Here is a 24,393-nt window from a genome sequence, read left to right as displayed (position 1 = left end):
ATGATTGGGTTTGTTATTGCTTGCCACTTAGCGACAGCCCCTAAAATGGCGCAAAAAAACAGAGACCCTTATTCTGGAACCTCCGTTTCTCTGGCTTTCTTAATGCCCTCGGCTGTGGCTTCTATTACAACAAGCTCTTTTTCATTCATAGAATTTAGGAGCACATCAATGTGCTTTCTGCAAGAACTTGACCTTGCCCCTCCGTCCGCATGAATAAACTGGTCAACTGAAACGTCAAACATCGTAATGAGTTTAACAAAAAGGTCGAAGCTGGGATAATGACCTTTGTTCTCAATATTCATAATGGTACGGGAGTCACGGTCTACTAATTCTGCAACGTAGGCTTGTGTCCAGCCCTTTTCTTCTCTGGCTCTTTTGAGAGCTGCCCCGAGGCCGTGAAAGTCAAACCTTCTTTCATCTTGGTTCATTCTCATATCACCCTATATCATTGTACATTTCGGGTTGGATTATGAGAATGTAATGAAACTTTATGTAAGGTAGTATTTCATTTCACTATTCACTTGTAAAATCTTTATGTAAAAGCCAACAGGCTATATAATTTATGAAGAAATAATTTTTTCAAAAATTCGTCCGCTGTAACATTTCACGGACATTTGCCTGTTATACTATCTGCAAAAAGCAAAGGAAGTGAGGATATGAAGCAGATTTTAATTGTCGAGGACGACAGTTTTTTGAATAAGATGTTGGCCTATAACCTGACCGCAGACGGCTACGGCGTGACTTCTGCCCTAAATGCCAGAACCGCAGCCGAAGCCATCCGCCAGCGGGAATTTAATTTAGTGCTGCTGGACATCAACCTGCCGGACGGGAACGGTTTTGAACTGTGCAAGCTGATAAAGCCCCAGCACCCGGATACCATCGTGATTTTCCTGACCGCCAACGATCAGGAGAGCGACCAGATACGGGGCTATGAGGTGGGCGCGGTGGACTACATCACAAAGCCCTTTGTGATCGGGGCCTTGCAGCGAAAAATCAAAGCCATGTTCGCCATGCTGGAACACCACAAACCGGCCAAGGACATTTACGACGATGGGCGGCTGTTTCTGGACTTCTCGGAGCAGACGGCTTCCTTAAACGGCAAGCCCCTGACCCTATCCCCGATGGAGTACAAAATGCTGAACCTGTTCCGTAAAAATCCCCGGCAAGTGCTGACCCGTGGGCAGCTTTTGGAAAAGCTGTGGGATATAGACGAAAGGTTTGTAGACGAACACACCCTGACAACTTCTATCAGCCGGATTCGCAGCAAGATTGAATCCGACGGCGGCGCGCCCTACATCAAGACCGTTTACGGCATGGGCTATCAATGGACGGGAGGCGAGGCAAAATGAAGTTTCAAAACCTCTCGGTAAAGCGGCTGTTTGGCCGGGTGGCACTAGGGTTTGCCCTCTCCATGTCCGGGATCACCATAGCCCTTTTTCTTGTGACAAAACAGACGGCGGTGCTGCTGACGGGCGGGGCGCTGCTGTTGTGCGCCCTTGTAGGGATTTTTGTACTGACGCAGGCGTTTGGAAAACGGTTATCACAGTTTACCGCTGACCTGTGCCAGACCTTAGACCACATGATTGCCGGAAATGAAGCGCCCCAGCGGCCAGAGGACAGCGAAACCCAGCTTGCCAGAATCGGACACCGGCTGGCAAGGCTTTACCAGATCATGCAGGAGAACCGTCGCCGGGTGGACGAGGAACGGCAGGAGTTACAGACCCTTGTATCGGATATTTCCCATCAGGTGAAAACGCCGGTAAGCAATCTGAAAATGGCGACGGACACCCTGCTGGAAAAGCCTATGGCCGAGGCAGAGCGCACCGACTTTATCCGGGGAATCCGCAGCCAGACGGATAAGCTGGACTTTCTCTTTCAGGCCCTTGTGAAAACCTCCCGTCTGGAAACAGGCGTGATCCAGTTGGACAAGAAACCGGGCCGCCTCTTTGATACCGTGGCACAGGCCATGAGTGGGATCGTGTATGCAGCGGAGAAAAAGGAAATCGCCGTGTCCGTGGACTGCCCGGAGGATTTGACCGTTTCCCATGACAGCAAGTGGACATCGGAAGCCCTCTTTAACCTGCTGGACAATGCGGTGAAGTACACCCCGGCAAGCGGGAAAATCGCTGTGTCTGTGGTGCTGTGGGAAATGTATGTGGAAATCAAAGTGACCGACACTGGCAAGGGCATTTCCGAAAGCAATCAGGCCGCTATCTTCCAGCGCTTCTATCGTGAGGAAGAAGTACACGAACAGCAGGGCGTGGGCATTGGCCTGTATCTGGCCCGCGAGATCGTAACACGGCAGGGCGGCTATATCAAAGTGGTTTCGGAGCCGGGCAAGGGTTCGGAATTTTCCATTATGCTTCCCTTGCGTTGAGAGAAACTTTCTGCTTCGGGTCAAGTTGGCCCGAAGTGCAGAGATAAAATGAAATGTCCGAGCGTTGTAACATTTCACCTCAATTTTCAATGAGTTTTTTAGCCGCTGTAACATTTCGCGGACATTTGGGTTTTACAATACACTTATCAACAGGTAGGAAGCCTTGAAAGGAGTTTTGAATATGAGCGTTTTACAGACGATTGACCTGAAAAAGTATTACGGTACAGAACCGAACATTACCCGCGCCCTTGACGGCGTAAATTTCTCCGTGGAGGACGGCGAGTTTGTGGCTGTTGTGGGAACCTCTGGTAGCGGCAAGTCCACCCTGCTTCACATGATGGGCGGGTTGGACACTCCCACCAGCGGAACCGTGATTGTCCGAGGCGAAGAACTGGCAAAGAAGAACGACGAGCAGCTTACCATCTTTCGCCGCCGCAACATCGGCTTTATCTTCCAGAACTATAACCTTGTTCCCATCCTGAATGTGTATGAGAACATTGTCCTGCCGGTGGAGTTGGACGGGGACACGGTGGATCAGAAGTTTTTGGACGAAATTGTTCACCTACTGGGGCTGGAAGATAAACTGAAAAATATGCCGAACAATCTATCCGGCGGACAGCAGCAGCGTGTGGCGATTGCCCGCGCTCTGATTACCAAACCGGCTATTGTGCTGGCCGATGAGCCAACCGGTAACCTTGACAGCAAGACCAGCGCCGAGGTGCTGGGACTTATCAAGCGCACCAGCGCGGAGTTCCGGCAAACCGTTGTAATGATTACCCACAATGACGACATAGCCCGCCTTGCAGATCGGATTGTCCGCATTGAGGATGGCAGGATTGTGGAATAAGGAGGTGGCAAGCTATGACATGGCCTTTTGAAAATGATACCAGTGACATTGAAAAGAAGCTGGCAAAGCGCAGTTTGCATCGTGAACGGCAGCGTAATTTATTTGCAATCATTGCTCTTGTGCTAACTGCATTTATGATAACTGCGACATTCAGTATTGGTTTTAGTTACTTTGAAACCTACCAAATGCAACAAATTCGGTTAATGGGAACTACCGCTGATGTCGGAATCACAAATGTAACAGAAAATCAGTTGGTTGAAATTTCAAAATCAAACCTTGTCCTTGACGTAGGTATACAGCAGCGTTTAGGCAGTGTTGATACAGAGCAACTGCATAATGCGAGATTAGGTATAGTTTGGATAGATGATACCGAGTGGGGAACCCACCGTCTGCCTACTATATCAAGTGTTGTAGGAAATTACCCATCAAGTAAAAACGAAATTATGCTACCTACATGGGTGCTTGAACAGATGGGCATTTCTGATCCGCAAATAGGGATGGAGATTGTGTTGTCGTACCAAATTGGCGATAGCTATAATTATGTCTCAGACACCTTTTTGCTGTCGGGCTACTATACGGACTACATTCCAATGCGCACAAATAATCGTGGTTATGTTTATGTTTCATCCGCTTTTAAGGATAGCTTAAATGTATCACTGGATAATAGTGTTACGGCAATGATCCGTTTTCAAGGCAATGATAATGCTGACAAAAACTGTGAAAGATTGCGGCGTGAGATTGACTTTACAGAAGGGCAAACATTTGAAATTGTACCATTAGAACAGGCAAATGGTGGAACTATTATTTTAGCTGTAATAATTTTAGCAGTTTTTATATCCTTTAGCGGCTATCTGCTGATTTATAATATTCTTTATGTCTCTGTCGTAAAAGATGTGCAATTCTATGGCCGTCTTAAAACGATTGGAACGACCCAAAGGCAGATAAAGAGAATTATCTATAAGCAGGCAATCAGAATCTCTTGTATTGGTATTCCGATTGGTCTGTTACTTGGTGCGGTTGTTTCCTTTGGCATTGTTCCTTACTTCCTGAATATGATGTATTCAACAAATTCTGATGTGGGAACAAAAGTATCTTTTTCGCCGTTTATTTTTATAGGAGCGGCCATATTTACGTTCATTACCGTTATGATTGCAAGCATGAAGCCCGCCAAAATTGCCGGAAATGTTTCACCAATAGCAGCACTCCAATATACAGCAGCCAGCACAAAGAGCAGCGCCAGAAATTGTAGCAAAATGAAGTTGTCCAGAATGGCATGGAACAATGTCTTTCGTAATGCTAAGAGTACAACCCTTGTTTTTGCATCGCTTTTTTTCGGCCTTTCCTTGTTCCTTGTCGTCACAGGGCTATTACATGGTTTAAGCCCGGAGAATTATGTGAGCCAATGGGGAGTAAGCGATTTTGCACTCACATATAGTATCCACGAAAGAGAAGATTTAATTTCCAGCGAAATGGTTTCAGAGATTGGTCAGCTTGACGGCATTGAGAATTTGAGGTTGACCTATGCACCTTATCCTCAAGTAGCAGCAGATGTTGTATATGACGATGCTGTATTTCACGAGTTTCTTGCGTCATTAGACGGAGTAAACGGCATTGATTTTTCTGATCCGGCAAAATTAGAAAATTATCAGCAAAACTTTTTTAGCGGGGTTTTTGGAATTGACAGTGCATATTTGGAAGAAATCAATAAAACCTTAAACTTGCCTATTGACACGTCTGCCTTTGAACAAGGAAAGGTTGTGCTGCTGTCCAAAACAGTAGAAGACCTTATTCAGCCGGGGCAGGAAATAACAATCCAGACGCAGAACGGACAGCATTCCTTTATTGTAGCGAACGGTTATTTGAATGAAGGGTTTCGAGCAGGAGGAGGCAATGAGAGAGGGACGGCTCCTGATTTGTATATTAGTCAAACAGCTTTGAAAGAACTCTTTCCGCAATATAGAGTGTTCCGCGTGGCCTTTGATACGGATGGTCAACATGACGAAAGTATACTGCAAGAATTAAAGCAAATCACCGCATCACAAGCTAACATTGATATTATATCCCGATATGAACGGCGAGAAGAAATGCAGGAATATCTCATTACAGCAAAGGTTTTAGGAACAGGGTTGTCCGTGATCCTGCTGCTTGTTGGTGTCATGAACTTTGTCAATACAATGGTTGTCAATGTAAATACTCGGCGCTATGAATTAGCTGTTCTTGAAAGCATTGGAATGACAAAGCGACAAATCAAACGAATGCTATTTATGGAAGGTTTCTATTATTGGGGCGTTTCCCTTTCCCTTGCAGTCACCATTGGAACAGCAATCTTCATCTTGCTATATATGATTTTTAGTAAAGTGGCCTATTATGCTGTTTTCTCCTATCCATTTATCCCACTGGTGCTGGTGTCTGGACTGGTGTTGCTAATCTGTCTTATTGTGCCTATATGGGTCTACAAAACTGACGTTAACCTTCCAGTTGTGGAGCGATTGCGGTTGACAGAGTGAGTTTAATCAAATAGCAAAATGTGTTTATTTTTGATTATCACAGTTTGTAGCCGGTGATGTATGCAAATTTTGTTCCACTTATTACAGCCACACTTACTGTTGCCATCTTCTTACTTTCATTGTTTTCATTGAAGAAGAAAGGTGTTCTCAAAGCATTGTTTGTCCTTTCCATTATTACGGTAGTTATTTCTTTTTTGCCATTGATGTATGGCTTAAACTACTATACCCTTGTAGGAGCCTTTATAACAGTAACACTTGTAATAGAAAGTATTTTGGCTAAGATACAACAAAAGTAAAGCGATAACTTCAAGTTTGTAGGGAACAACAGCCAAGACAATTTTATAATAAAACAGCGTCAGAGCATTTATGTGTAAAAGCATGAATGCTCTTTTTTGTCCTTTCATGGACAAAGAACAAGAAAGCAGCTTTTGGACAAATTGTCCAGAAGTTCAAATAAAAAAGAAGGAGGATACCTGATGTATAGCAAAAATGGTATTCCGTGGGTAAGACCACCCACACAGGACAGGAAGCATAGAGAAAATAATATCGGGAGGACAGAACAATGGTCGATGAATTGACGCAGGAGTCGTTCCAGACAGGAAAGGCGATTGTGACTGTCAGCGTAGATCTGATTACTGCCATTGCAGATGCGTGCAAGCGGTCTGAACAACAGAATCCGGGTATGAGCGAGGAACAGAAGGAGACATTGCTCGGCAAGGTTGTCGATAAGGTAATGTCGAATTATAAGGAAACGCATGGCTCATTAAAGGGATTCAACAGAGAGGGCAAAGATGTCACGCATATTGATGTGAATGATGAGAGAACAGCGGAGCTTTTAGAGAAAGCCTGTAAGAAAAGTCATATTCCGGTGGATATGAAAAAGGTAACGAGGGCAGATGGTTCCATCACGCATACTGCATTCTGTGAAGTGAAAAGCATAGACCAGATGGCAGCATTACTGAAGATGGCTTCCGAACAGGTACTTGAGGAGCAGAAGGAAATGACCAAGACACTTGTACTTTACGATGATAAGGGCAAGGAGGTTATGTCGGCTGACTTTGTAAATAATGGTGAGATAAATATGGATGATGTGGAAACACTGTCAAGATTCTCTACGAGATTTGAGATCAAGGATCACAAGAATGAAGTTTTGGAATCCGGAAGTATCACACCAAATGCAAAGGAGGAAATCAAGGAAGCGGCGAGAAAACATAATCCGAAGAAGGATAAGTCGCTTACGGAGAGAATCAAGGACAAGAAGGAGCAGTCACAGAAGAAACAGAAAGACAAGAACCGGCAGCGTGAAAAAACGAAGAAAAAGAGCCGGGATACAAGTTTGTAGGTGGTGCTTATGGGAAAGAAGAATATTGGCGGTGCCGTACTCGATGACCTGAAGGCATTACCCAAGAAAATACTGAAACCATATTACAAGAATGGAAAGCTGAATGCGAATAAGATAGCGATTGATGGAATCCCGTTTGTAATCATATTTTATGTGATAAATAAGTATGTACAGGCGGTGGTATCAGTAGATGGCGGCGATATGCTGGATAAGTGTGTTAAAGCATTTTCACTGATATTCCAGGTCAAGCCTTATTTTGCACCATCGTTTAAGCTGACACCGCTTATCTGTGGTATTGGCGCAGGTGTGGCATTCAAGCTCTTCATGAACTCCAGAAAGAAGAATGCCAAGCAGTTCCGTCCGAGAGAGGAATATGGCTCTGCGAAGTGGGGGACGGATAAGGATTTTGAACCATATACAGACCCGGTTAAGTGGAACAACATTCCGCTGACTGCGACAGAATGGCTCAGAATGACGAGACCGGAACACCCAAAGTACGACAGAAACAAAAATATCCTGATTGTCGGAGGTTCCGGAGCAGGAAAAACAAGAGGATTTGTGAAACCGTCACTTATGCAGATGCAGTGTTCGTATGTAGTGACTGATCCCAAGGGAACTGTACTTGAAGAAGTGGGTACCATGTTTGCAAGAGGGGCATGGGAGCTTGACGACAAGGGTAACAAAGTACCGAAGGTCGGCAAGAACGGACAGGTCTTAAAGACCAAATCCGGCAAGGTGATCTATAAGAGGACACCATATAAGATAAAGGTATTCAACACAATCAATTTCGCAAAGTCCATGCACTATAACCCATTTGCATATATTCATACGGAGCAGGATGTGCTCAAATTTGTGAATACGCTGATTGCAAATACAAAGGGGGAGGGCGCACAGAGCGGAGAAGATTTCTGGGTGAAAGCCGAGAGGTTACTGTTCACAGCGTATGTGGCGTACATTGTGAAATCCTGTAAGAAGAGTGAGAGAAATTTTGTCTCACTTTTAGCCATGATAGATGCGTCGGAGACAAGAGAAGAGGATGAGGACTTTGAGAATGCCATTGACCTTATGTTCAAAGACATAGAATTTGGTAATGATGAAGAGGGCATAGAAGCTGATCCGGATTCTTTTGCAGTACGACAGTATCATAAATATAAACTTGCGGCAGGTGTAATAAGATGAAAGAGACTTTTTAGTACCTTAACAGATTAAAGATTCTCTTTGAGCTTATTACTTTTGGCTCAAATACAGAGGAAAGGAGCAGAACATGAGTAGTGAGAAAATAATTGTATTATATGAACGATTAAGCCGAGAGGATGAGAACCTTGGGGAGTCGTACAGTATATCAAATCAAAAGAAGCTGCTGGAAGATTATTGCAGAGAAAAAGGGTGGACCAGGTTCAGGCACTTCACTGATGATGGTATATCCGGCACAACCTTTGACAGACCATCCTTTAAGGCTATGATACAGCTTGTGGAAGATGGAGAAGTGGAAACCATTATTCTAAAGGATATGAGCCGGTTAGGGCGGGATTATCTTGTGGTAGGTCAGCTCCGGGAGTTCTTTCGCAAAAAGGGAGTTCGTCTGATTGCAATTAACGATAATCATGACAGTTACAATGGAGACGACGATTTCCTTGTATTCAGGGATGTTATGAATGAAATGTATGCCAAGGATATCAGCAAAAAGATAAAATCCACATTCAAATCCAAGGGAAAATCCGGAAAGCATGTGGCAAGTGTTACACCATACGGATACCTGAAAGATGAAAATGACGGAAACCATTGGATTGTGGATGAAGAAGCTGCCGAAATTGTGAGGCTGATATTCAAATGGACTATTGATGGGCTGGGTCCTTATCAGATAGCAAAACTTCTGCAGGAGAAAAAAGTGGAAATACCGGCAGTGCATATGGCACGCTTCGGGCAGGGGAATAACAGAAACAAGAAAGTGAAAGACCCTTATGGATGGGGTTCTTCTACAGTAGTCGGGATATTGAAGAAAAGGGAATACTTAGGTCACACGGTCAATTTTAAAACACAGAAGCATTTTAAGGATAAAAAGAGCCATTATGTATCAGAGGACAACTGGGTAATATTTGAGAATACGCAGGAGCCGATTATTGACCAGCAGACCTTTGATACAGTGCAGAAATTACGGGAAAATGTAAGAAGATACCCGGACGGATGGGGAGAGCATCATGTTCTTACCGGTCTTATGTATTGTGCTGACTGTGGTGCAAAAATGTATGTGCACCGGACAAGCAATGGAAAGAGGATTGCCCAGTATACCTGTTCTGCTTATACCAAGGTACCTTGCGGAACATTGTGCAAGACACAGCACAGGATTAACGAGTCAGTGGTGCTGGAACTGATAGGAGACACACTCAGGGCAATCTTTGAATATGCAAAGTATGACCGGAGCGAGTTCATAGACACCATAACAATGGCACAGTCAACACAGGAGGATGCAGAGGTAAAAAAGGTCAGGGCAAGAATCGCAGTGGCTGGAAATCGCTGTGAGGAGCTGGAGAAGCTAATCTGCCGTATTTATGAGGACAATATTCTCGGCAAACTACCGGACAGCAGATATGAGGTTCTTGATAAGCAGTATGCCAGGGAAAAAGCGGAGCTGGATGCAGAGATTAAGGAGCTGGAAGCGAAGCTCACAGAATATGAGAAAAGCAGAAATTCTGCCGGCAAGTTTATTGCACTGATTGATAAATATGAGAAGTTCGAGGAACTGACACCGGCAATGGTAAATGAATTTGTTGATAAGGTGCTGGTGCATGAAAGAGACAGAAAGGGGAGCATCCAAACCACGCAGGAGATTGAAATCTATTTCAATTTTGTTGGTCGGTATGTTCCACCGGCAATGATGACAGAACCTACTGCTGAAGAGCAGGCTGAGATTGACCGGATTAACAGAATCAAGGACAGGAGACATCAGCAGTATTTACGAAGAAAAGAAAGTGGATGGCAGAGGAAATATGAAGAGCGTGTAAAAAATGAAAAGCGTGCAAAAATGCAGGCAATGAAAGAAGAAATCCGCAGGCAGGACAGGGAGAACGGAGTCTATGCAACGGCAGGCAGTCTTGCATTGGAACCGACGATTGGAATGCCTGAATAGGATTTCGCAGAAAGCACTTGAGAGAAGTCTTGGGTGCTTTTTTCATGCTCAAATTTCCGCAGGAAATGCAGGGCAACCGGAGAAGTTGAACTGTGTTATCCGTCCTGTGGGATGACAGATTTCAACTCCTTCGGAGCAGAGTACAGAGGTGCAACCTTTGTCGGAGTTGAGAGGCAGAGCCTTCATCAGGTCAAGGGCAGAAGCCCTGCCCAGTTTATTGTCGTAGCGACAATAAGTACTGGGTATTACTTGCCGCAAACGCAAGGGTTTATCGGCTCCGCCATCAAAAAAACAAAACAGTGGAGAGGAGAGAAAAGACAATGAAAGCTTCAAGGCATAATGGCAGAAGTGGAAAGCATGGAGTCTATGATGTAAAGCATAATGACAGGGATTTTGATGTGGAGCACAGTGAACATATTGATTCGGAAAGAACAAAGCAGAATGTTTACTGGGACTGCTATCAGGGTTACAGTTTTGCGGGCAGTTCCCAAGAGAGGCAGTTTAATTTTACAGAAATTGAGCGTGCCTATTACTATGAGCATTATTCAGATTTTGTGGATGCACAGAATGAGAGGAATGAGCAGGCAAGGCATCCGGAGAGAAACAGAACGATTGATGATGTACTGAAAAACAATAAGACCTGCCCGGAAGAAAGCGTGATACAGCTTGGCAATATAGACCATGCGGTTACACCGGATGTGCTAGCTAAGGTATCAGCAGAGTTCTTTGACGAGTTCAATAAAAGATATGGCTCCCACATTCATATATTGGACTGGGCACTGCACCTGGATGAGGCAACCCCGCATATTCATGAGAGGCATGTATTTGACGCAAAAAACAAATATGGAGAATTATGTCCCCAGCAGGATAAGGCACTGGAAGAGCTTGGCTTTGAACTGCCTGACCCAGCAAAAAAGAAAGGGAAATACAATAACCGGAAAATGAACTTTGATGCAGAATGCAGAAAATTGTTTTTGGAGATAGCACAGAGAAACGGAGTGCAGGTGGAGTGTGAGCCGGTTTATGGTGGTGCAGGCTATCTTGAAAAGCAGGACTTTATAATTGAAAATCAGAAAAAGCGAATTGCAGAGAAGCAGGCAGTTCTGGATGAGATTACCATGAGAGTTTTGGATATGGAGAATTTTGTGGAACAGGTAGCTGAGGATGCCTATGAAAAAGCGTGTGAGGCAGTATCTGATACAATGGCAGAGCAGACCAGGGCGGAAGATATTGAGGAGCTTCGCAGATATAAAAAGTGGCTGACCTCGGATGAGAGAAAGACACCAAAGGACAAGCGGGATTTTGTCGGAAGGTGTCTTGATAATTTGGAAAACAGGCTCAGGGGCATGGCACAGAAAGTAGCCGGGAAAGTAATGGAAACATTGCAAAATCCACGCATAAAGGAGCAAAAGAAGTCTGAGGTAAAGGAACATGCAAGGAAGTCAGTCCGTGCCCTTCTTGAGGCAAACAGGAAGCTTGTAGAGGAGCAGAGAGCAAAGGTGGCAGAAACACCAGCACACAAAAAAGCAAGGGGAGAGGAATTGGGATAAGCATGAATGTATTTGCAGTAGTGAAAGAAAATGTCACTGCAAGGCAGGTGGCTATGCAGTATGGCATCAAAATCAACCGGAGTGGGCTGGCTTGTTGTCCGTTTCATAAAGACAAGACTCCCAGCATGAAGATTGATAAGAGATACTATTGTTTCGGCTGTGGAGATACCGGAGATGCGATAGATTTTGTGGCAAAATATTTCGGGCTTGCACCAAAGGAAGCTGCAATGAAGATTGCATCTGACTTTGGACTGAATTATGACGCAACCAACCGGGCACCACCGAAAAAGATGGCACCAAAGAAAACACCGGAGCAGATACTGGATGAAGAGCAGAAGCAGTGTTTTTGTGTTCTGTCAGACTATTATCATCTGTTAAGGAAATGGAAAACAGAATATGCACCGAAGAGCATGGATGAGGAATGGCATCCCTGCTTTGTAGAAGCTCTGCAGAATATCAGTAAAGTGGAATATCAGCTTGATACTCTCCTTGAAAAGGATATCCCTGACAGAGCTTCTGTTGTTTCTGACATTGGAAAGGGGGTGAAGTCGATTGCAGGAAGAATTGAAGAGTATCGGAGAAGTCAGGGCGATGCTGGAGAGCACAGAAAAGGGAGAAGTCAGGAAAACAGTCGGTAACTATCGTCTGATTTTGATGAATGACCCTAATCTGCAGGGTGCATTCCGTCTGAACATGTTTACGGATAAAATCGACATTACAAGGGATTTGGGATGGTATCGTGAAAGCGACAGCCTGACGGATGTTGATTTGAAATTCCTTGTTGTCTACCTTGAAAAGCATTATGGATTATCCAACGAAAAGCGGATTGAGGATGTGATAAAGGTCGTGGCAAATGAAAACAGATACCATCCGGTTCTTGACCGCATCAATTCCATAACATGGGATGGCTGGGAGAGGATACGCTATGCACTGCATCACTTCTTAGGGGCAGAGGTCAGTGAGTACACCTATGAGGTAATGAAGCTTTTTATGATAGGGACGATAGCAAGAATTTCATGCCCGGGCATCAAGTTTGAAGTAATGCTCTGCCTGGTAGGTGGTCAGGGAGCCGGTAAATCCACTTTTCTGCGTTTCCTTGCCATGGAAGATGACTGGTTTACGGATGACTTGAAGAAAATGGATGATGATAATGTATACCGAAAAATACAGGGGCATCTGATTATAGAGTTCCCTGAAATGGTGGCAATTCTCAATGCCAAGAATGTGGAAGATACCAAGTCCTTTATGAGCAGACAGAAAGACACTTACAAGACCCCATACGACAGGCATCCCAAAGACCACAAGAGGCAGTGCGTGTTTGCCGGTTCATCAAATTCGCTGGATTTCCTGCCTATGGACAGGTCGGGAAACCGAAGATTTCTGCCTATTCTTTGCAATATGGAAGAGGCGGAAACTCATATACTCGATGATGAAAAGACATCAAGGGAATATATCGACCAGATGTGGGCAGAGGCTATGGAAATCTACAGGAGTGGCAAATGCCAGCTGAGGCTTCCGAAAGAGATGGAAAAAGAGCTTTGTGAGTATCAGAAGCAGTTTATGCAGGAAGATACCAAGAAAGAGCTGATTCTTGACTATTTGGAGCATTACGAGGGAAGCATGGTATGTTCAAGGCAGTTATATTCTGAGGCATTGGGAAATGACGGAAATCCGGCACAATGGGAAATTCGTGAGATTAATGACATTATGAATAACTGCAGTAATTGGATTGCCTTTAGTAATCCAAGACATTTTCCTGAACCATACCGCAGGCAGAAAGGATGGGAGAAGCCTGACAACAGAGGTCAGGATTTTCAACCGATAACCAAGGAGCAGATGGAGCAGTTATCATTGCCACCGGAGTGGATGGAGAGATAAATGCCTGATAGGTTGTCGGCTGGTTGTCTATCCCGTTGCCAACCCCGTTGTCGGTTCTATGTTCTATAAAACCTTATATTTACTATGTTTTTAAGGGATATATATAGTTCTGACAACGAAAGCAACGGAATATTTGAGAAAAAGTAAATTTAGGAAAAGTAACTATAAATAAAAGGAATTGAGAGTTTTTAGAGGTCGGTTGTCAGCTTCCGGTTGTCAGCTGAAAGAGGCTCTTCCTTACCAGGCAGACATAAAGGAGAACACAAATGGAGAATAGAAAATCACACACACCGGTAGCACTCAGAAAGCAGATAGGTGGCACAATGTATGTTGTGAGAGTGCATTTCAATGAGGATGCCGAAGAAAGCATGAAGGACAAGATAAAGAGGCTGATTGAGAATGATGTTAGGGCAAATCAGCATACGGCATAGGTAGAAAAGCATATGGAAAACTTGCATATATTGTGGTATAATTAGTATGTTCAATAAGAGCGAAAAATAAGAATATTCTTAACAGATGAATTTATGGAAGGGTGAATTTATCATGAGGAAGAATGTAAAAATCATTGTTGGTGTCGTTGTGCTTATTCTTGTACTCGTTGTTGGTTCTTTTGTAGGACTCATAATTAACCGTACCAACGACCATAAATTTGGGAGATATGTATCAACGGAAGGTCCTTGGGGAATGACTGCCACCTGGGTATCGGAGGACAGTGCCAGTTATCTTGTCTGCAAGAAGGAAAACGATGAACCGTTTGCCAATGTTACAGCCTATTTTCAGGGTGTGGACGGTTGGCAGGCCTATGAGTTGAATAGCATCGATAGAATTGTTTATCTGGACATTGTAAAAGATGGCGTTGTTGTTGACGGCACCAGCGGCTATATGAAATTTGATGGAACTACATTTACTATTACAGATCTGGACAAAGATACCTTTGGTGCAGATGAATTTCATTATGTCATTACCGATAAGGAGTTCAGTCCCGATTAAAGTGTCAAACCTATTCCAGTTTGGGCATGAGGTTGCCGAAAATCAAAAGTGAATAAAAATGACTTTATAGCCATTGTGGAGAAATCTACAGTGGCTTTTTTCATGCAATGAAATGTATGGGTACTAAAAAGTCTTTGACATTTTGTTTCAGGTAAGACAGCCAAGAGTATTCTGGTTTCCTGTGGTGCGAGACTTGCACCATTTGACATCAAGGAAGTCAGGGAGATAACAGCATATGATGAACTCGACTTAGGGGACATCGGTAGAAGAAAGACAGCACTGTTTGTCATTATTTCGGATACAGATGATTCCCTTAATTTTTTGGTATCAATCATGTACACACAGCTTTTCAATCTGCTCTGCACGATTGCAGACGATGAATACCATGGAAAGCTCCCGGTACATGTGCGGTGTATCCTGGACGAGTTCGCAAACATCGGACAGATTCCGAAGTTTGACAAGCTGATTGCAACCATACGAAGCAGAGAGATATCGGCATCCATTATCCTACAGTCTAAGGCACAGTTAAAGTCAATTTATAAGGATAACGCAGAGACGATCGAGGGTAACTGCGATACATTTCTGTTTTTAGGTGGCAAGGAGAAGTCAACATTAAAAGATCTGTCGGAAGTGCTGGGTAAGGAAACGATTGACACGTACAACACCTCTGATACCAGAGGAACATCTCAGTCCTATGGTCTGAACTATCAGAAACTTGGGCGGGAGCTTATGAGCCAAGACCGCCTGGCTCTTATGGATGGCGGCAAATGTATATTGCAGGTGCGTGGAGTAAGACCGTTCTTTTCAGATAAGGTCGATATAACCGCAAACGAGATGTACAAAGAGCTTTCGGATTTTGACAAGAAAAATCAATTTGACATTGAGAAATATGTTTCCGAATATGGAAAACCAAAGTTTTCTAAGATCATATGATGAGATTCCTCCGAGAGTTGAATACTCACTTACAGATAAGGGCAGATCCGTTGTACCGATACTTAAGAGTATTTGTCAGTGGTCAGGAACCTTTTACAAGGAAGACAACGAAAACGAGATGACACAGTGCCAGAAATGTGACCATAGGGGGTAGACATAATGATAAAATATACAGAAGAGAAAACATTTACACAGGATCAGGTACAGGAGCTTTTTAAGTCGGTTGGGTGGATCTCGGCAGAATACCCACAGAGACTTCACAAAGCACTTATGAACTCACAGACTGTTCTTACCGCATGGGATGGTGGGTGAGCGCCTTGTCGGACTTGCAAGAGTGTTGGATGATTCAGAGCTGGTGGCATTTGTACACTATGTTCTTGTGCATCCTGAATATCAGGGGCAGAAAATAGCCGGAAATATGGTAGAATATATTAGAGATAAATATAAGAATTATCTGTACATAGAGGGAATGCAGGAGGACAGCAAGAATGTCGCTTTCTATGAGAGACACGGTTTCCACGTTATGGAAGGTGGCACACCGATACAGATATGCAATTTTTCGGATAAGAGGTAAAAGGGATGCACGATTATTTGACAGAGACAAAGATGCTCGACTATTCAAATGAGAATATCAAGCAGCTCATCAGAGAGAGAAAGTGGAGTGACATGGCAGAGTTTGAACGCCTGAAGGCCATTTATACATTTGTCAGGGATGAGATATTGTTTGGATATAATGTGGATGACAGTGTCCCGGCGTCCAGGGTGCTGCGGGATGGCTATGGACAGTGCAACACCAAGGGAACATTGTTCATGGCGCTGCTTAGAGCCTGCGATATCCCGTGCAGAGTGCATGGATTTACCATTGATAAAAAGCTACAGAAGGGCGCTATGACAGGAATCGTATACAGAAATGCACCACAGAATGTATTCCATAGCTGGGTAGAAGTGTATTTTGAAAACAGGTGGTATGAGCTTGAGGCGTTTATTCTGGATATGGGATATCTAAAAAAGCTGCAGGCGAAATACAGTGAGTGTACGGGTGCATTTTGCGGATTTGGAGTGGCAGTTAAGGACTTTAAGAATCCTGTTATAGATTTTGACAGGAATAATACATATATCCAGAGCGAAGGTATCAATCAGGATTTCGGAGTGTATGATTCGCCGGATGGGCTGTTAAAAGAACACCATCAGGAGATGTCAAGGGTGAAGGCGTTCCTGTACAGAAACTGGGGAAGGCATATGATGAACAGGAATGTCAGGAAGATCAGGGGTAAGTAGAATAGAATATGGGAGGTACACACATGGCAAAGAGAAAAACACTGCCAAAGGATTTTGAGCAGCTTGTGCAGACGGCAAGTGATGAGGACATCAAGAAGGTATTTGGCAAATGCGACATCAATGCATATGGCGGATACAACAAGGGAAATGCACTGGAATTTCCACTTTCAGAGGAGATGATGCGGTGGCTGATAGGGCAGGGGATCGACATCAACTATGTTGACCAGTATGGCTACACACCGCTGCTTTATCATGCCGGAAGAATGGCATCAGAGAAACAGGCTATAGCGCTGGTGAAGTTGGGCGCAGACATAACAGCCACCCAGGGTCTTGACAGAGAGACCGTTATGCATGTGGCTGTGAAGACTGGCAATCTTGAGCTTGTCAAATGTCTGATACAGGCGGGAGCAGATGCAGAAGTGACATCCAGATCAGGGGAGACTCCACTTGAGAGAGCGTTTCACTGGGCAAGGACATTTGATCTGATAAAGCTTGCGCCGGTAGCAGAGTATCTGATCGGGATAGGAGTTCCGGTCACAGATAAAATAAGAACATATATGAGAAGCGCGGCTGAGGATATAGAGTTTCGCAGGAAAGATATGAGTCCTGATATTATGCCGGAGCTTGACAGGACGATGGAGAGTCTGTATGGACTGCTCGGAGTTGCCCCTGTTCCAAGACGGGTAGAATATGACGGCACATCGCCGATCGTCATTCATGAGAAGCGCTGGCAGAAGCAGCATGGAGAATTGTGGAATCTTCTTGTGCCTGGTTCGGGACATGCGGGCACAGTTCAGGGCGAGGTCATCCGTATATCGGGAAAACTTGCCTATGAGATACTAGATAACGGATGCTGCAACTGGGATTCAGATTTCAAGAGCATGGCAAATGCCCTGTATCGATACATATGTATGGGCACACCACTTGACGCGGACGAGCAGAGAGAATTTGCCGGACTCATAAACGGCATCAAGGATGCCGATGAGACGGATATAAACAGACTCACAGAGCTTTCGGTCAAATGGGTGACACTGAATCTGAATCCTATGGCAGTGGGAGAACTTGATTATAAAAGATAGATCAATTACTGTGACTTCCGTCCATAGCGGAAGTCGCAGTAAGCTCCATTTTCGGCAAGGGTCTGTGTCCTTGTGAGCTTCATGCCCATCATGTCAGCGAGCACGTAGTCCATACGGCACAGATACTTTGCCAGTTCAAAGCACCCCTCGTCGCGGCAGAGATTACATATCCCGCAGTTGTGATAATCATATCCGAGTACGAAGTCATCGTTTGGTCCGCCCACGATGATGTCAAGAACCCAGTCATTCTTATAGCGCTTCAGATGAGATTCCTCAGACCATTTCTTCCTTCCCGGAAGCTTTTTTTCATCGAGATAGCTGTCTGCATTTCCAATAACCATATGAAAAAGTTTATTGTTGTACAGCCCGTCTTTGTACAGGCTGAAACATTCCTCCGGTGAAAGAGAAGTCTTTCTGTTTAGTGCGATGAAATATGCGCCCATGCAGTATGAGCTCATGAGGTGCGACTTTCCTATGTCATCGGCACGCTCAAGGACTGCCTTGTATTCGTTCTTTATAGCCTTGCTGTCAAGGATTAGATGCTGTGCTTTTGCCTGCTTCATGCATGAATTGTGAAAGAAATAACCAAATAATTTCTGTGTAAATCTGTATTTCATAGTTACATATCCTTTCTATTTGACACCGGTCAAATTATCTATACAGGTTGATCATGGACCTGACTGTCTATTTAAATTCGATCTGGATCATCAGGCGCTCTGCCTATCTGAAGCTCTGCTTCGATTCCGTGCAGCAGAACATTCATAGCCTCCATAAAAGCAGTTTTCATCTCTGGCGTGATTCCACTTTGGCATGAGTCATCTGCAATTATTTCACAGACCATTGAGAACTCAGCCAGAGAGAGCATATACACTGTTTTCTTAGATAATTTCCTGACTGCAATCCCACGTTTGTATAACTCGTCATAATACTTAAGCGCAAAGCCAGCACTTCTTTCTATATAGATACTGCGGAATTTCTCCAGACATTTGCCTGAGTCATTTTTCAGCAGCATATGAAAGAGCTGCATGTCGCCCTCAAGCATATCGAATATCTGTACTGATATCCTGGAATACAACACATTGAGCAGCTCGTCATCTGACATGGCAGTGAAGTCTATTCCGATCATGGATTCAGTGACTTCCATGAGCTTTCTGCCGCTTTCCTCAAATATCTCGTCAAACATTTCCTCTTTGCCTGAGAAATGCTTGTATATTGCGCCTGCGGTTATACCGGCCCTTGTGGCGATCTTACGCATGGACGCCTCCTGATATCCAACCTCAAGAAAGACTTCCATGGCACTTTTCAGTATTGCCGCCCTTGTTTCCTTTGTACTTTCCCGAATGATAGCCACCTCCATTTACTATTTGGTAAACAGTGTTTACTTTATATCACATGAGATTTGCAAAATCAAGCGGCCAGAAGATTAAATGAGTTAATTGAAAATTTCTATCATTAAGCGACTGATGTAACAATATGCCTTTTAGGCATAACAGATAATTCGATATAGGTATTAGACATATAGATATATCAGGACTAAAATAAGTATGTATTGAAAAGTACTTGCTTATTTTTATGCTCATACATTCATAGGATGTGTGGGCGGATATTGGAATGTGTCAGGTTTTTGACGAAGACTTGACATACAGCATCATTCCACGTCAAGGGTGATTAGAATGGGATGACGTTTAGTTGAAGGAGGTTTACATAATGTCAAAAAAGCTTATAGCATATTTCAGCGCATGTGGAACCACGAAAAAGGTTGCAGAGATGATATCGGAGGCAGCAGGCGCAGACCTGTACGAGATCAAACCAAAGGAGCTGTACACCAAGGCTGACCTTGACTGGATGAACAAGAAATCCAGAAGCAGCGTCGAGATGAGCGACAAGAAGCTTAGACCGGAGCTTGATGATTCAAATGCACATATTGAGAATTATGATGAGATCGTACTTGGATTCCCTATCTGGTGGTATGTGGCTCCGACGATCATCAATACATTCCTTGAGAAGTACGACTTCACAGGCAAGAAGATCACATTGTTCGCAACATCAGGTGGAAGCGGATTTGGCAACACGATCAAGGAACTCCAGCCGTCGGCACCGGGAGCTGAGTTTGTAGAAGGCGGACTGCTCAACATGGCAAACAGACAGGAGATCGAGAAGTGGGTAGATAAAACCCTCGCGTAAAGAATAGATGTATGACAAATTAGTGAAGGATGATAATAACTTTCATACATCCAACGAATATATGAAACAGAGTTACATTTGGAAGGAGAAAAACAATGGCAAAGATAGTACAGACAGCGGGAAGAAATGCACTCGGAGAGTTCGCTCCTGAGTTTGCACATTTTAATGACGATGTTCTCTTTGGGGAGAACTGGAACAACAATGACATCGATGTAAAGACCAGAAGTATCATAACTGTTGTGGCACTTATGGCACAGGGAATCACTGACTCATCGCTGAAGATCCATCTTCAGAATGCGAAGGATCATGGTGTATCACAGAAGGAGATCGCAGCGGTCATCACACATGTTGGCTTCTACGCCGGCTGGCCAAAGGCTTGGGCAGTATTCAATCTTGCAAAGGAAGTGTGGAATGTAAATGAGGGCGATCTTCCATATGAGGATGAGGCAATGAGAGCACATGTAAAGAGCATGGTATTCCCTATCGGACAGCCAAATGATGCATTTGCCCAGTATTTCATAGGACACAGCTATCTCTTTCCAGTATCGACTAGTCAGGTTGGAGTGTTCAACGTGACATTTGAGCCGGGCTGCCGTAACAACTGGCATATCCATCACGCAAAGAGCGGTGGCGGACAGATCCTTGTATGTGTCGGTGGACGCGGATACTATCAGGAGGAGGGCAAGCCTGCAGTTGAGATGAATCCAGGCGACTGCATCAACATTCCTGCTGAGGTAAAGCACTGGCACGGCGCAGCTCCTGACAGTTGGTTCAGCCATCTTGCAATCGAGGTTCCAGGTGAGGAGACATCAAATGAGTGGTGTGAGCCTGTGACGGATGAGGAGTACGGAAAGCTGCAGTAGGGCTGTAGTAGATAACGCAAGTGACAATATCATATGAATATATATAGGCCATCCTGGTATAAATATGATTCGCGGTTGAATGCGAATGGATATTTATATCCGGGTGGCTTTTTGTTTCGACAAGAGCCTTGACGGATATATGATAACCACTGTACCTTAAGGGCGGCGGTGTGGTAAGATAGAAAATATTGGAGTGCTAGAAAATACTGTGGAATAATACCGTATATTAAATACTGAGAATTTACAGTGTGAGTGATATAATGAAGCAAGAAAGTTGATGTAAGGATGTTGATGTAATGAAGGCAGCTGGACAAAAGAAGTATCGAATGTAGAAGTATGATGGAATAATGTAGTATCGAAGGTGAGATGGATGGACAACGGAAAAAAGACATACAATTTCTGGGGCTGGAAGAATGCAGATGCACCGGCCATCAAAGATGAATATCCGGGGATAAATACCCCAACAGATCTATACGATGCACTGAGTCATATCTGGTGTGCGGATACCTGTGCGCCGAGGATGAGGGACAGATGGACAAATGAGAATATGACGCTGGGGCAGTGTTCCATCACTGCTTTTCTGGCACAGGATATATTTGGTGGAAAGGTGTACGGTATAAAGAGACCAGGCGGAAACTATCATTGTTACAATGTGATAGGCGACTGCGCTTTTGATCTCACAAGCGAGCAGTTCGGCGATGAAGTGTTGGATTATGAGAATAATCCGGAACAGCAGAGAGAGGTACATTTTGCTAAGGAAGAGAAAAGACAGAGGTATGAGTATCTGAAGGCTGCGCTCGGGGAATATACAAAATGATGTAGATAACAAATATTACATTCTGAAAAAGAGTATCAGATAATTAAGCTCGTTGTGATAGTAACGTGTTATCGTACTCGCACATTATGATATATAGTATATAGTATATAGAGTGCGATATAAATCCATAGACCGGAGAATACATACAGAATGTATAGAAACAACAGGATGGAGAAAATGGCGGAAATAGAGAAGGTAATATTTATGAATATGTGCATGGTATATGATCACGCTGGGCGTGTACTGGCACTCGATAAAGTAGGGAAAAGCTATTCCGGAACGACATTCCCTGGTGGACATGTGGAACCCGGAGAGACATTCACAGAATCGGTGATACGAGAGATATATGAGGAGACCGGGCTGACCATAAGCAATCCAAAGCTCACCGGAATATATCACTGGATGACCGGAGCTGTGAGAAATGTCGGATTTCTGTACAAGACGGATGAGTATCAGGGGGAACTTATATCTTCAGAAGAGGGCAAAGTGTACTGGATATCGGGAGAAGAGTTCCTGCGAAAACCGCTTGCACCAGGAATGGAACAGGTGTGGCAGATGATGCACGATGACAGTGCGTCGGAATGTCTGCAGACACTTACGAAAAATGGCATAGTTTCAAAGATACAATAACAATAAAAGTTTAATGGGATTTATGGGGGAAAGAAAATGTCAATATTTTCAGATATATCAAATATAACAAGCAAAAAACGTAAACTAGAAGTGCCAAAGCCAAAAACAAACTTATTTGTGAGGGGTATAGTGTTGTTTGCATTTGGACTCCTTGGTGCCTCAGTCTACACAATTGAAGATATAGACAAGACACCGGCTCTTGTTTTTCTGTGTATTGGAGCGGCTTTGATCATAGCCGCTATAATTTCTTTGATCTGTTATGGAAAACAGGTGACAGCATTTAAGAAATATACTCCAACATGGGAGAAACACAGAAGTATATTTGATGATTTTGCCATAGAATTAAATCATTGGTATGATTCTGACATGCGTCCACGCAGCTGTGATGGAGACACATCATATATTCTTCGCCTTCAGAAGGATAGAATGGCACGGAAGGGCATTCGTATGATACAGCATACATCACCTGTGAAGAGAGAAACGATGGGAACTACAAGAGTGCCTCGAAAGACATCCTGGTACACAGTTGATCTCATGTATGAAGGGGTTGACAGGCATCTGCAATTCCAGAATTCAACCGGCATAATATATGAGCGTGTAACCGAAGATACGATGTACGAGACAGTTGTCCATACTCCAAATGAGCAGGAACTTACACGTATGTCCATGACTTGTCCAAACTGCGGTGCAGTTAGCCCTGTGGCAGCTCTCACGGAAGGCTGCCCTTATTGTCGTACGGTTTTTCGTATCAGTGATCTGTTTCCCCGTGTAACAAATATATTTTTTATACGAGAGAATGCTTCTACAAAGAATCAGAAGAAGATGGGAAAGACCACAGGGATAACAATGCTGGTTTTCTTCCTTGCATGTTTTATACCTTCTTTTCTCGACCGGGAAACGCCAATACCGCAGGCTTTGTTTATGTCATTTTTTGTAGCACTTATTATGGGCGGAATATTTGGATATATAATTTCTATTATTATATTTATGACAAAACAGTTCAACAGGGATGGACGAAAGAGGATACCGTTCTGGTCCTATGTGACAACAAAAGGAAAGGTCAAAAGTGCATTTGCACCATATGATCCGTATTTTTCATTTGAGAAGTTTGAGGGACAGATCATATCTCTTATCCGTATGGCGATTATGTCAGACCACCCGGAGAATCTGGCATCATATTGTGGTGGAACATTAAATCCATATTTTCGGGATATTATAGAAATGACATATATGCAGGCTATGACAGTGCAGGATATACATATGGAGGGAAGTCATCTGTGCATGACACTCAGAACATGGTGGATAAATTATAGTGAGAAGAATGGACGCGTCAACAGGTGCGGAGACTGTATAGACGTTACACTTCGGAGAAATGTTGCTTACATGGAACCTCCTGGATTCTCCATTACATCTGTGTATTGCAGGAATTGTGGAGCAAGCTTTGATTCTGTCCGTCAGAGAAACTGCCCATATTGCGGAACCGTATATCACATGGAGAATGAAGGCTTTATAATTGAAAGACTTGAGCTGGTATAGGCAAAGAGTATAGATACAATATAAGCTGAGTATAAAGGAAACGGAGAAACTAACAGGTATAGTATCTTAAAATCTGATTATAACGAGGAATATAAAAGAAAGAAATAAAAAGAAAATAAGAAGAGAATAAGAAAATACATAATAGGAAAAACACAAAAATAGAAAAAAGAAAAAATATGCTTGACATTGTAAAATGATGGTGGTATCTTATAAAAGCTGTCGCGTGAGACGGTGTCAGAAACATCTATAAAGCATCAGATTTTGAGATTTATTCGTTATATAATCACCCGATTATGACACGAAATCAGTACATAAGAACTGAAGAAACAGCTTGAAAAAAGATGAAAAAAGTTGTTGACATTGATAAATGAATGTGATAGTATTTAGAAGTTGTCGCTGAGAGGCGAAAACATAAAGAACCTTGAAAAATTAACAACATGACAACCCTGAAATTC

At 43.6% G+C, this 24,393-nt stretch carries 25 protein-coding genes and 1 pseudogene; 23 read left to right on the top strand and 3 right to left on the bottom strand.

Translation table 11 applies throughout. The annotated features are described in order from the left end of the window. Nucleotides 1–68: 68 nt before the first annotated feature. A complete protein-coding gene (locus DWW70_RS13965; RefSeq protein WP_101872283.1) occupies nt 69–428 on the bottom strand; it encodes a helix-turn-helix transcriptional regulator in 360 nt (119 codons plus the stop codon). Between the two features lie 228 nt (nt 429–656). On the opposite strand from DWW70_RS13965, the gene DWW70_RS13960 reads away from it, so the two are divergent. The 18 genes and pseudogenes from DWW70_RS13960 (at nt 657) to DWW70_RS13870 (ending at nt 17,908) form a co-directional block, all read left to right on the top strand. Then, nucleotides 657–1,349 (top strand): response regulator transcription factor, encoded by a 693-nt coding sequence (locus DWW70_RS13960; RefSeq protein WP_007890426.1) that lies wholly within the window; start codon nt 657–659, stop codon nt 1,347–1,349. Next, on the top strand, nt 1,346–2,377 hold the full coding sequence (locus tag DWW70_RS13955; RefSeq protein WP_118650080.1) for a sensor histidine kinase: 1,032 nt from the start codon (nt 1,346–1,348) through the stop codon (nt 2,375–2,377). The genes DWW70_RS13960 and DWW70_RS13955 overlap by 4 nt, the downstream gene beginning before the upstream one ends. Nucleotides 2,378–2,558: 181 nt before the next feature. After that, on the top strand, nt 2,559–3,224 hold the full coding sequence (locus tag DWW70_RS13950) for an ABC transporter ATP-binding protein (protein WP_101872281.1): 666 nt from the start codon (nt 2,559–2,561) through the stop codon (nt 3,222–3,224). Between the two features lie 14 nt (nt 3,225–3,238). Further along, nucleotides 3,239–5,731 carry an ABC transporter permease gene (locus DWW70_RS13945; RefSeq protein ID WP_118650079.1) on the top strand — a complete coding sequence of 831 codons (2,493 nt, stop codon included), beginning with the start codon at nt 3,239–3,241 and terminating at the stop codon, nt 5,729–5,731. Nucleotides 5,732–6,293: 562 nt separating this feature from the next. Continuing rightward, on the top strand, nt 6,294–7,073 hold the full coding sequence (locus DWW70_RS13935; protein WP_008402188.1) for a hypothetical protein: 780 nt from the start codon (nt 6,294–6,296) through the stop codon (nt 7,071–7,073). Between the two features lie 9 nt (nt 7,074–7,082). Beyond that, nucleotides 7,083–8,252, top strand: a complete 1,170-nt coding sequence (locus DWW70_RS13930) for a type IV secretory system conjugative DNA transfer family protein (protein ID WP_118650078.1) — start codon at nt 7,083–7,085, stop codon at nt 8,250–8,252. A gap of 85 nt (nt 8,253–8,337) precedes the next feature. After that, on the top strand, nt 8,338–10,200 hold the full coding sequence (locus DWW70_RS13925) for a recombinase family protein (protein ID WP_012744311.1): 1,863 nt from the start codon (nt 8,338–8,340) through the stop codon (nt 10,198–10,200). A 320-nt stretch (nt 10,201–10,520) separates the two neighbouring features. After that, a complete protein-coding gene (locus DWW70_RS13915; RefSeq protein ID WP_004853606.1) occupies nt 10,521–11,750 on the top strand; it encodes a hypothetical protein in 1,230 nt (409 codons plus the stop codon). A gap of 2 nt (nt 11,751–11,752) precedes the next feature. Continuing rightward, entirely contained in the window at nt 11,753–12,388 is a 636-nt protein-coding gene (locus DWW70_RS13910; RefSeq protein ID WP_004853608.1) for a CHC2 zinc finger domain-containing protein, read from the top strand. Continuing rightward, nucleotides 12,342–13,628, top strand: coding sequence for a virulence-associated E family protein (locus DWW70_RS13905; protein WP_330378014.1), 1,287 nt, complete (start codon nt 12,342–12,344; stop codon nt 13,626–13,628). Before DWW70_RS13910 ends, DWW70_RS13905 begins: the two co-directional genes overlap by 47 nt. Before the next feature lie 266 nt (nt 13,629–13,894). Further along, on the top strand, nt 13,895–14,059 hold the full coding sequence (locus tag DWW70_RS13900) for a transposon-encoded TnpW family protein (RefSeq protein WP_004853612.1): 165 nt from the start codon (nt 13,895–13,897) through the stop codon (nt 14,057–14,059). Between the two features lie 112 nt (nt 14,060–14,171). Further along, the gene (locus DWW70_RS13895) at nt 14,172–14,618 is read left to right on the top strand and encodes a hypothetical protein (protein WP_015533334.1); all 447 of its coding nucleotides are present in this window, start codon (nt 14,172–14,174) and stop codon (nt 14,616–14,618) included. A gap of 147 nt (nt 14,619–14,765) precedes the next feature. Next, nucleotides 14,766–15,551, top strand: a pseudogene (locus tag DWW70_RS13890) (VirD4-like conjugal transfer protein, CD1115 family); the annotation flags it as partial. Next, the gene (locus DWW70_RS15525) at nt 15,508–15,705 is read left to right on the top strand and encodes a winged helix-turn-helix transcriptional regulator (RefSeq protein WP_081445879.1); all 198 of its coding nucleotides are present in this window, start codon (nt 15,508–15,510) and stop codon (nt 15,703–15,705) included. The pseudogene DWW70_RS13890 and the gene DWW70_RS15525, both read left to right, overlap by 44 nt. A gap of 5 nt (nt 15,706–15,710) precedes the next feature. After that, on the top strand, nt 15,711–15,863 hold the full coding sequence (locus tag DWW70_RS15030; protein ID WP_004853620.1) for a hypothetical protein: 153 nt from the start codon (nt 15,711–15,713) through the stop codon (nt 15,861–15,863). Then, nucleotides 15,853–16,125 carry a GNAT family N-acetyltransferase gene (locus tag DWW70_RS13880; RefSeq protein ID WP_004853622.1) on the top strand — a complete coding sequence of 91 codons (273 nt, stop codon included), beginning with the start codon at nt 15,853–15,855 and terminating at the stop codon, nt 16,123–16,125. The genes DWW70_RS15030 and DWW70_RS13880 overlap by 11 nt, the downstream gene beginning before the upstream one ends. A 5-nt stretch (nt 16,126–16,130) precedes the next feature. Beyond that, nucleotides 16,131–16,829 (top strand): transglutaminase-like domain-containing protein, encoded by a 699-nt coding sequence (locus tag DWW70_RS13875; protein ID WP_118650077.1) that lies wholly within the window; start codon nt 16,131–16,133, stop codon nt 16,827–16,829. A 23-nt stretch (nt 16,830–16,852) separates the two neighbouring features. Next, nucleotides 16,853–17,908, top strand: coding sequence for an ankyrin repeat domain-containing protein (locus DWW70_RS13870; protein ID WP_243017732.1), 1,056 nt, complete (start codon nt 16,853–16,855; stop codon nt 17,906–17,908). Nucleotides 17,909–17,913: 5 nt separating this feature from the next. Here DWW70_RS13870 and DWW70_RS13865 read toward each other — a convergent pair whose 3' ends face one another. Further along, nucleotides 17,914–18,525 (bottom strand): L-2-amino-thiazoline-4-carboxylic acid hydrolase, encoded by a 612-nt coding sequence (locus DWW70_RS13865; protein WP_118650075.1) that lies wholly within the window; start codon nt 18,523–18,525, stop codon nt 17,914–17,916. 71 nt (nt 18,526–18,596) lie between these two features. Further along, complete coding sequence (locus DWW70_RS13860; RefSeq protein ID WP_118650074.1) at nt 18,597–19,265, bottom strand: TetR/AcrR family transcriptional regulator; 669 nt, start codon at nt 19,263–19,265, stop codon at nt 18,597–18,599. 350 nt (nt 19,266–19,615) lie between these two features. Between DWW70_RS13860 and DWW70_RS13855 the strand changes: the two genes are divergently transcribed. From DWW70_RS13855 to DWW70_RS13835, 5 genes are all read left to right on the top strand, one after another. Then, a complete protein-coding gene (locus DWW70_RS13855) occupies nt 19,616–20,092 on the top strand; it encodes a flavodoxin (RefSeq protein ID WP_118650073.1) in 477 nt (158 codons plus the stop codon). A gap of 95 nt (nt 20,093–20,187) precedes the next feature. Next, the gene (locus DWW70_RS13850; protein ID WP_118650072.1) at nt 20,188–20,955 is read left to right on the top strand and encodes a carboxymuconolactone decarboxylase family protein; all 768 of its coding nucleotides are present in this window, start codon (nt 20,188–20,190) and stop codon (nt 20,953–20,955) included. Between the two features lie 370 nt (nt 20,956–21,325). Further along, nucleotides 21,326–21,772, top strand: a complete 447-nt coding sequence (locus DWW70_RS13845) for a YunG family protein (protein WP_118650071.1) — start codon at nt 21,326–21,328, stop codon at nt 21,770–21,772. A gap of 177 nt (nt 21,773–21,949) precedes the next feature. Then, a complete protein-coding gene (locus DWW70_RS13840; protein WP_070099149.1) occupies nt 21,950–22,402 on the top strand; it encodes an 8-oxo-dGTP diphosphatase in 453 nt (150 codons plus the stop codon). A gap of 36 nt (nt 22,403–22,438) precedes the next feature. After that, nucleotides 22,439–23,938 (top strand): zinc ribbon domain-containing protein, encoded by a 1,500-nt coding sequence (locus DWW70_RS13835; RefSeq protein WP_055224635.1) that lies wholly within the window; start codon nt 22,439–22,441, stop codon nt 23,936–23,938. Nucleotides 23,939–24,393 lie beyond the last annotated feature (455 nt).

Source organism: Coprococcus sp. AF16-5, assembly GCF_003479365.1.
Taxonomy (GTDB): domain Bacteria; phylum Bacillota; class Clostridia; order Lachnospirales; family Lachnospiraceae; genus Coprococcus; species Coprococcus aceti.
Note: the sequence above shows the minus strand (reverse complement) of the source record. Positions and strands in the feature narration are given on the sequence as shown.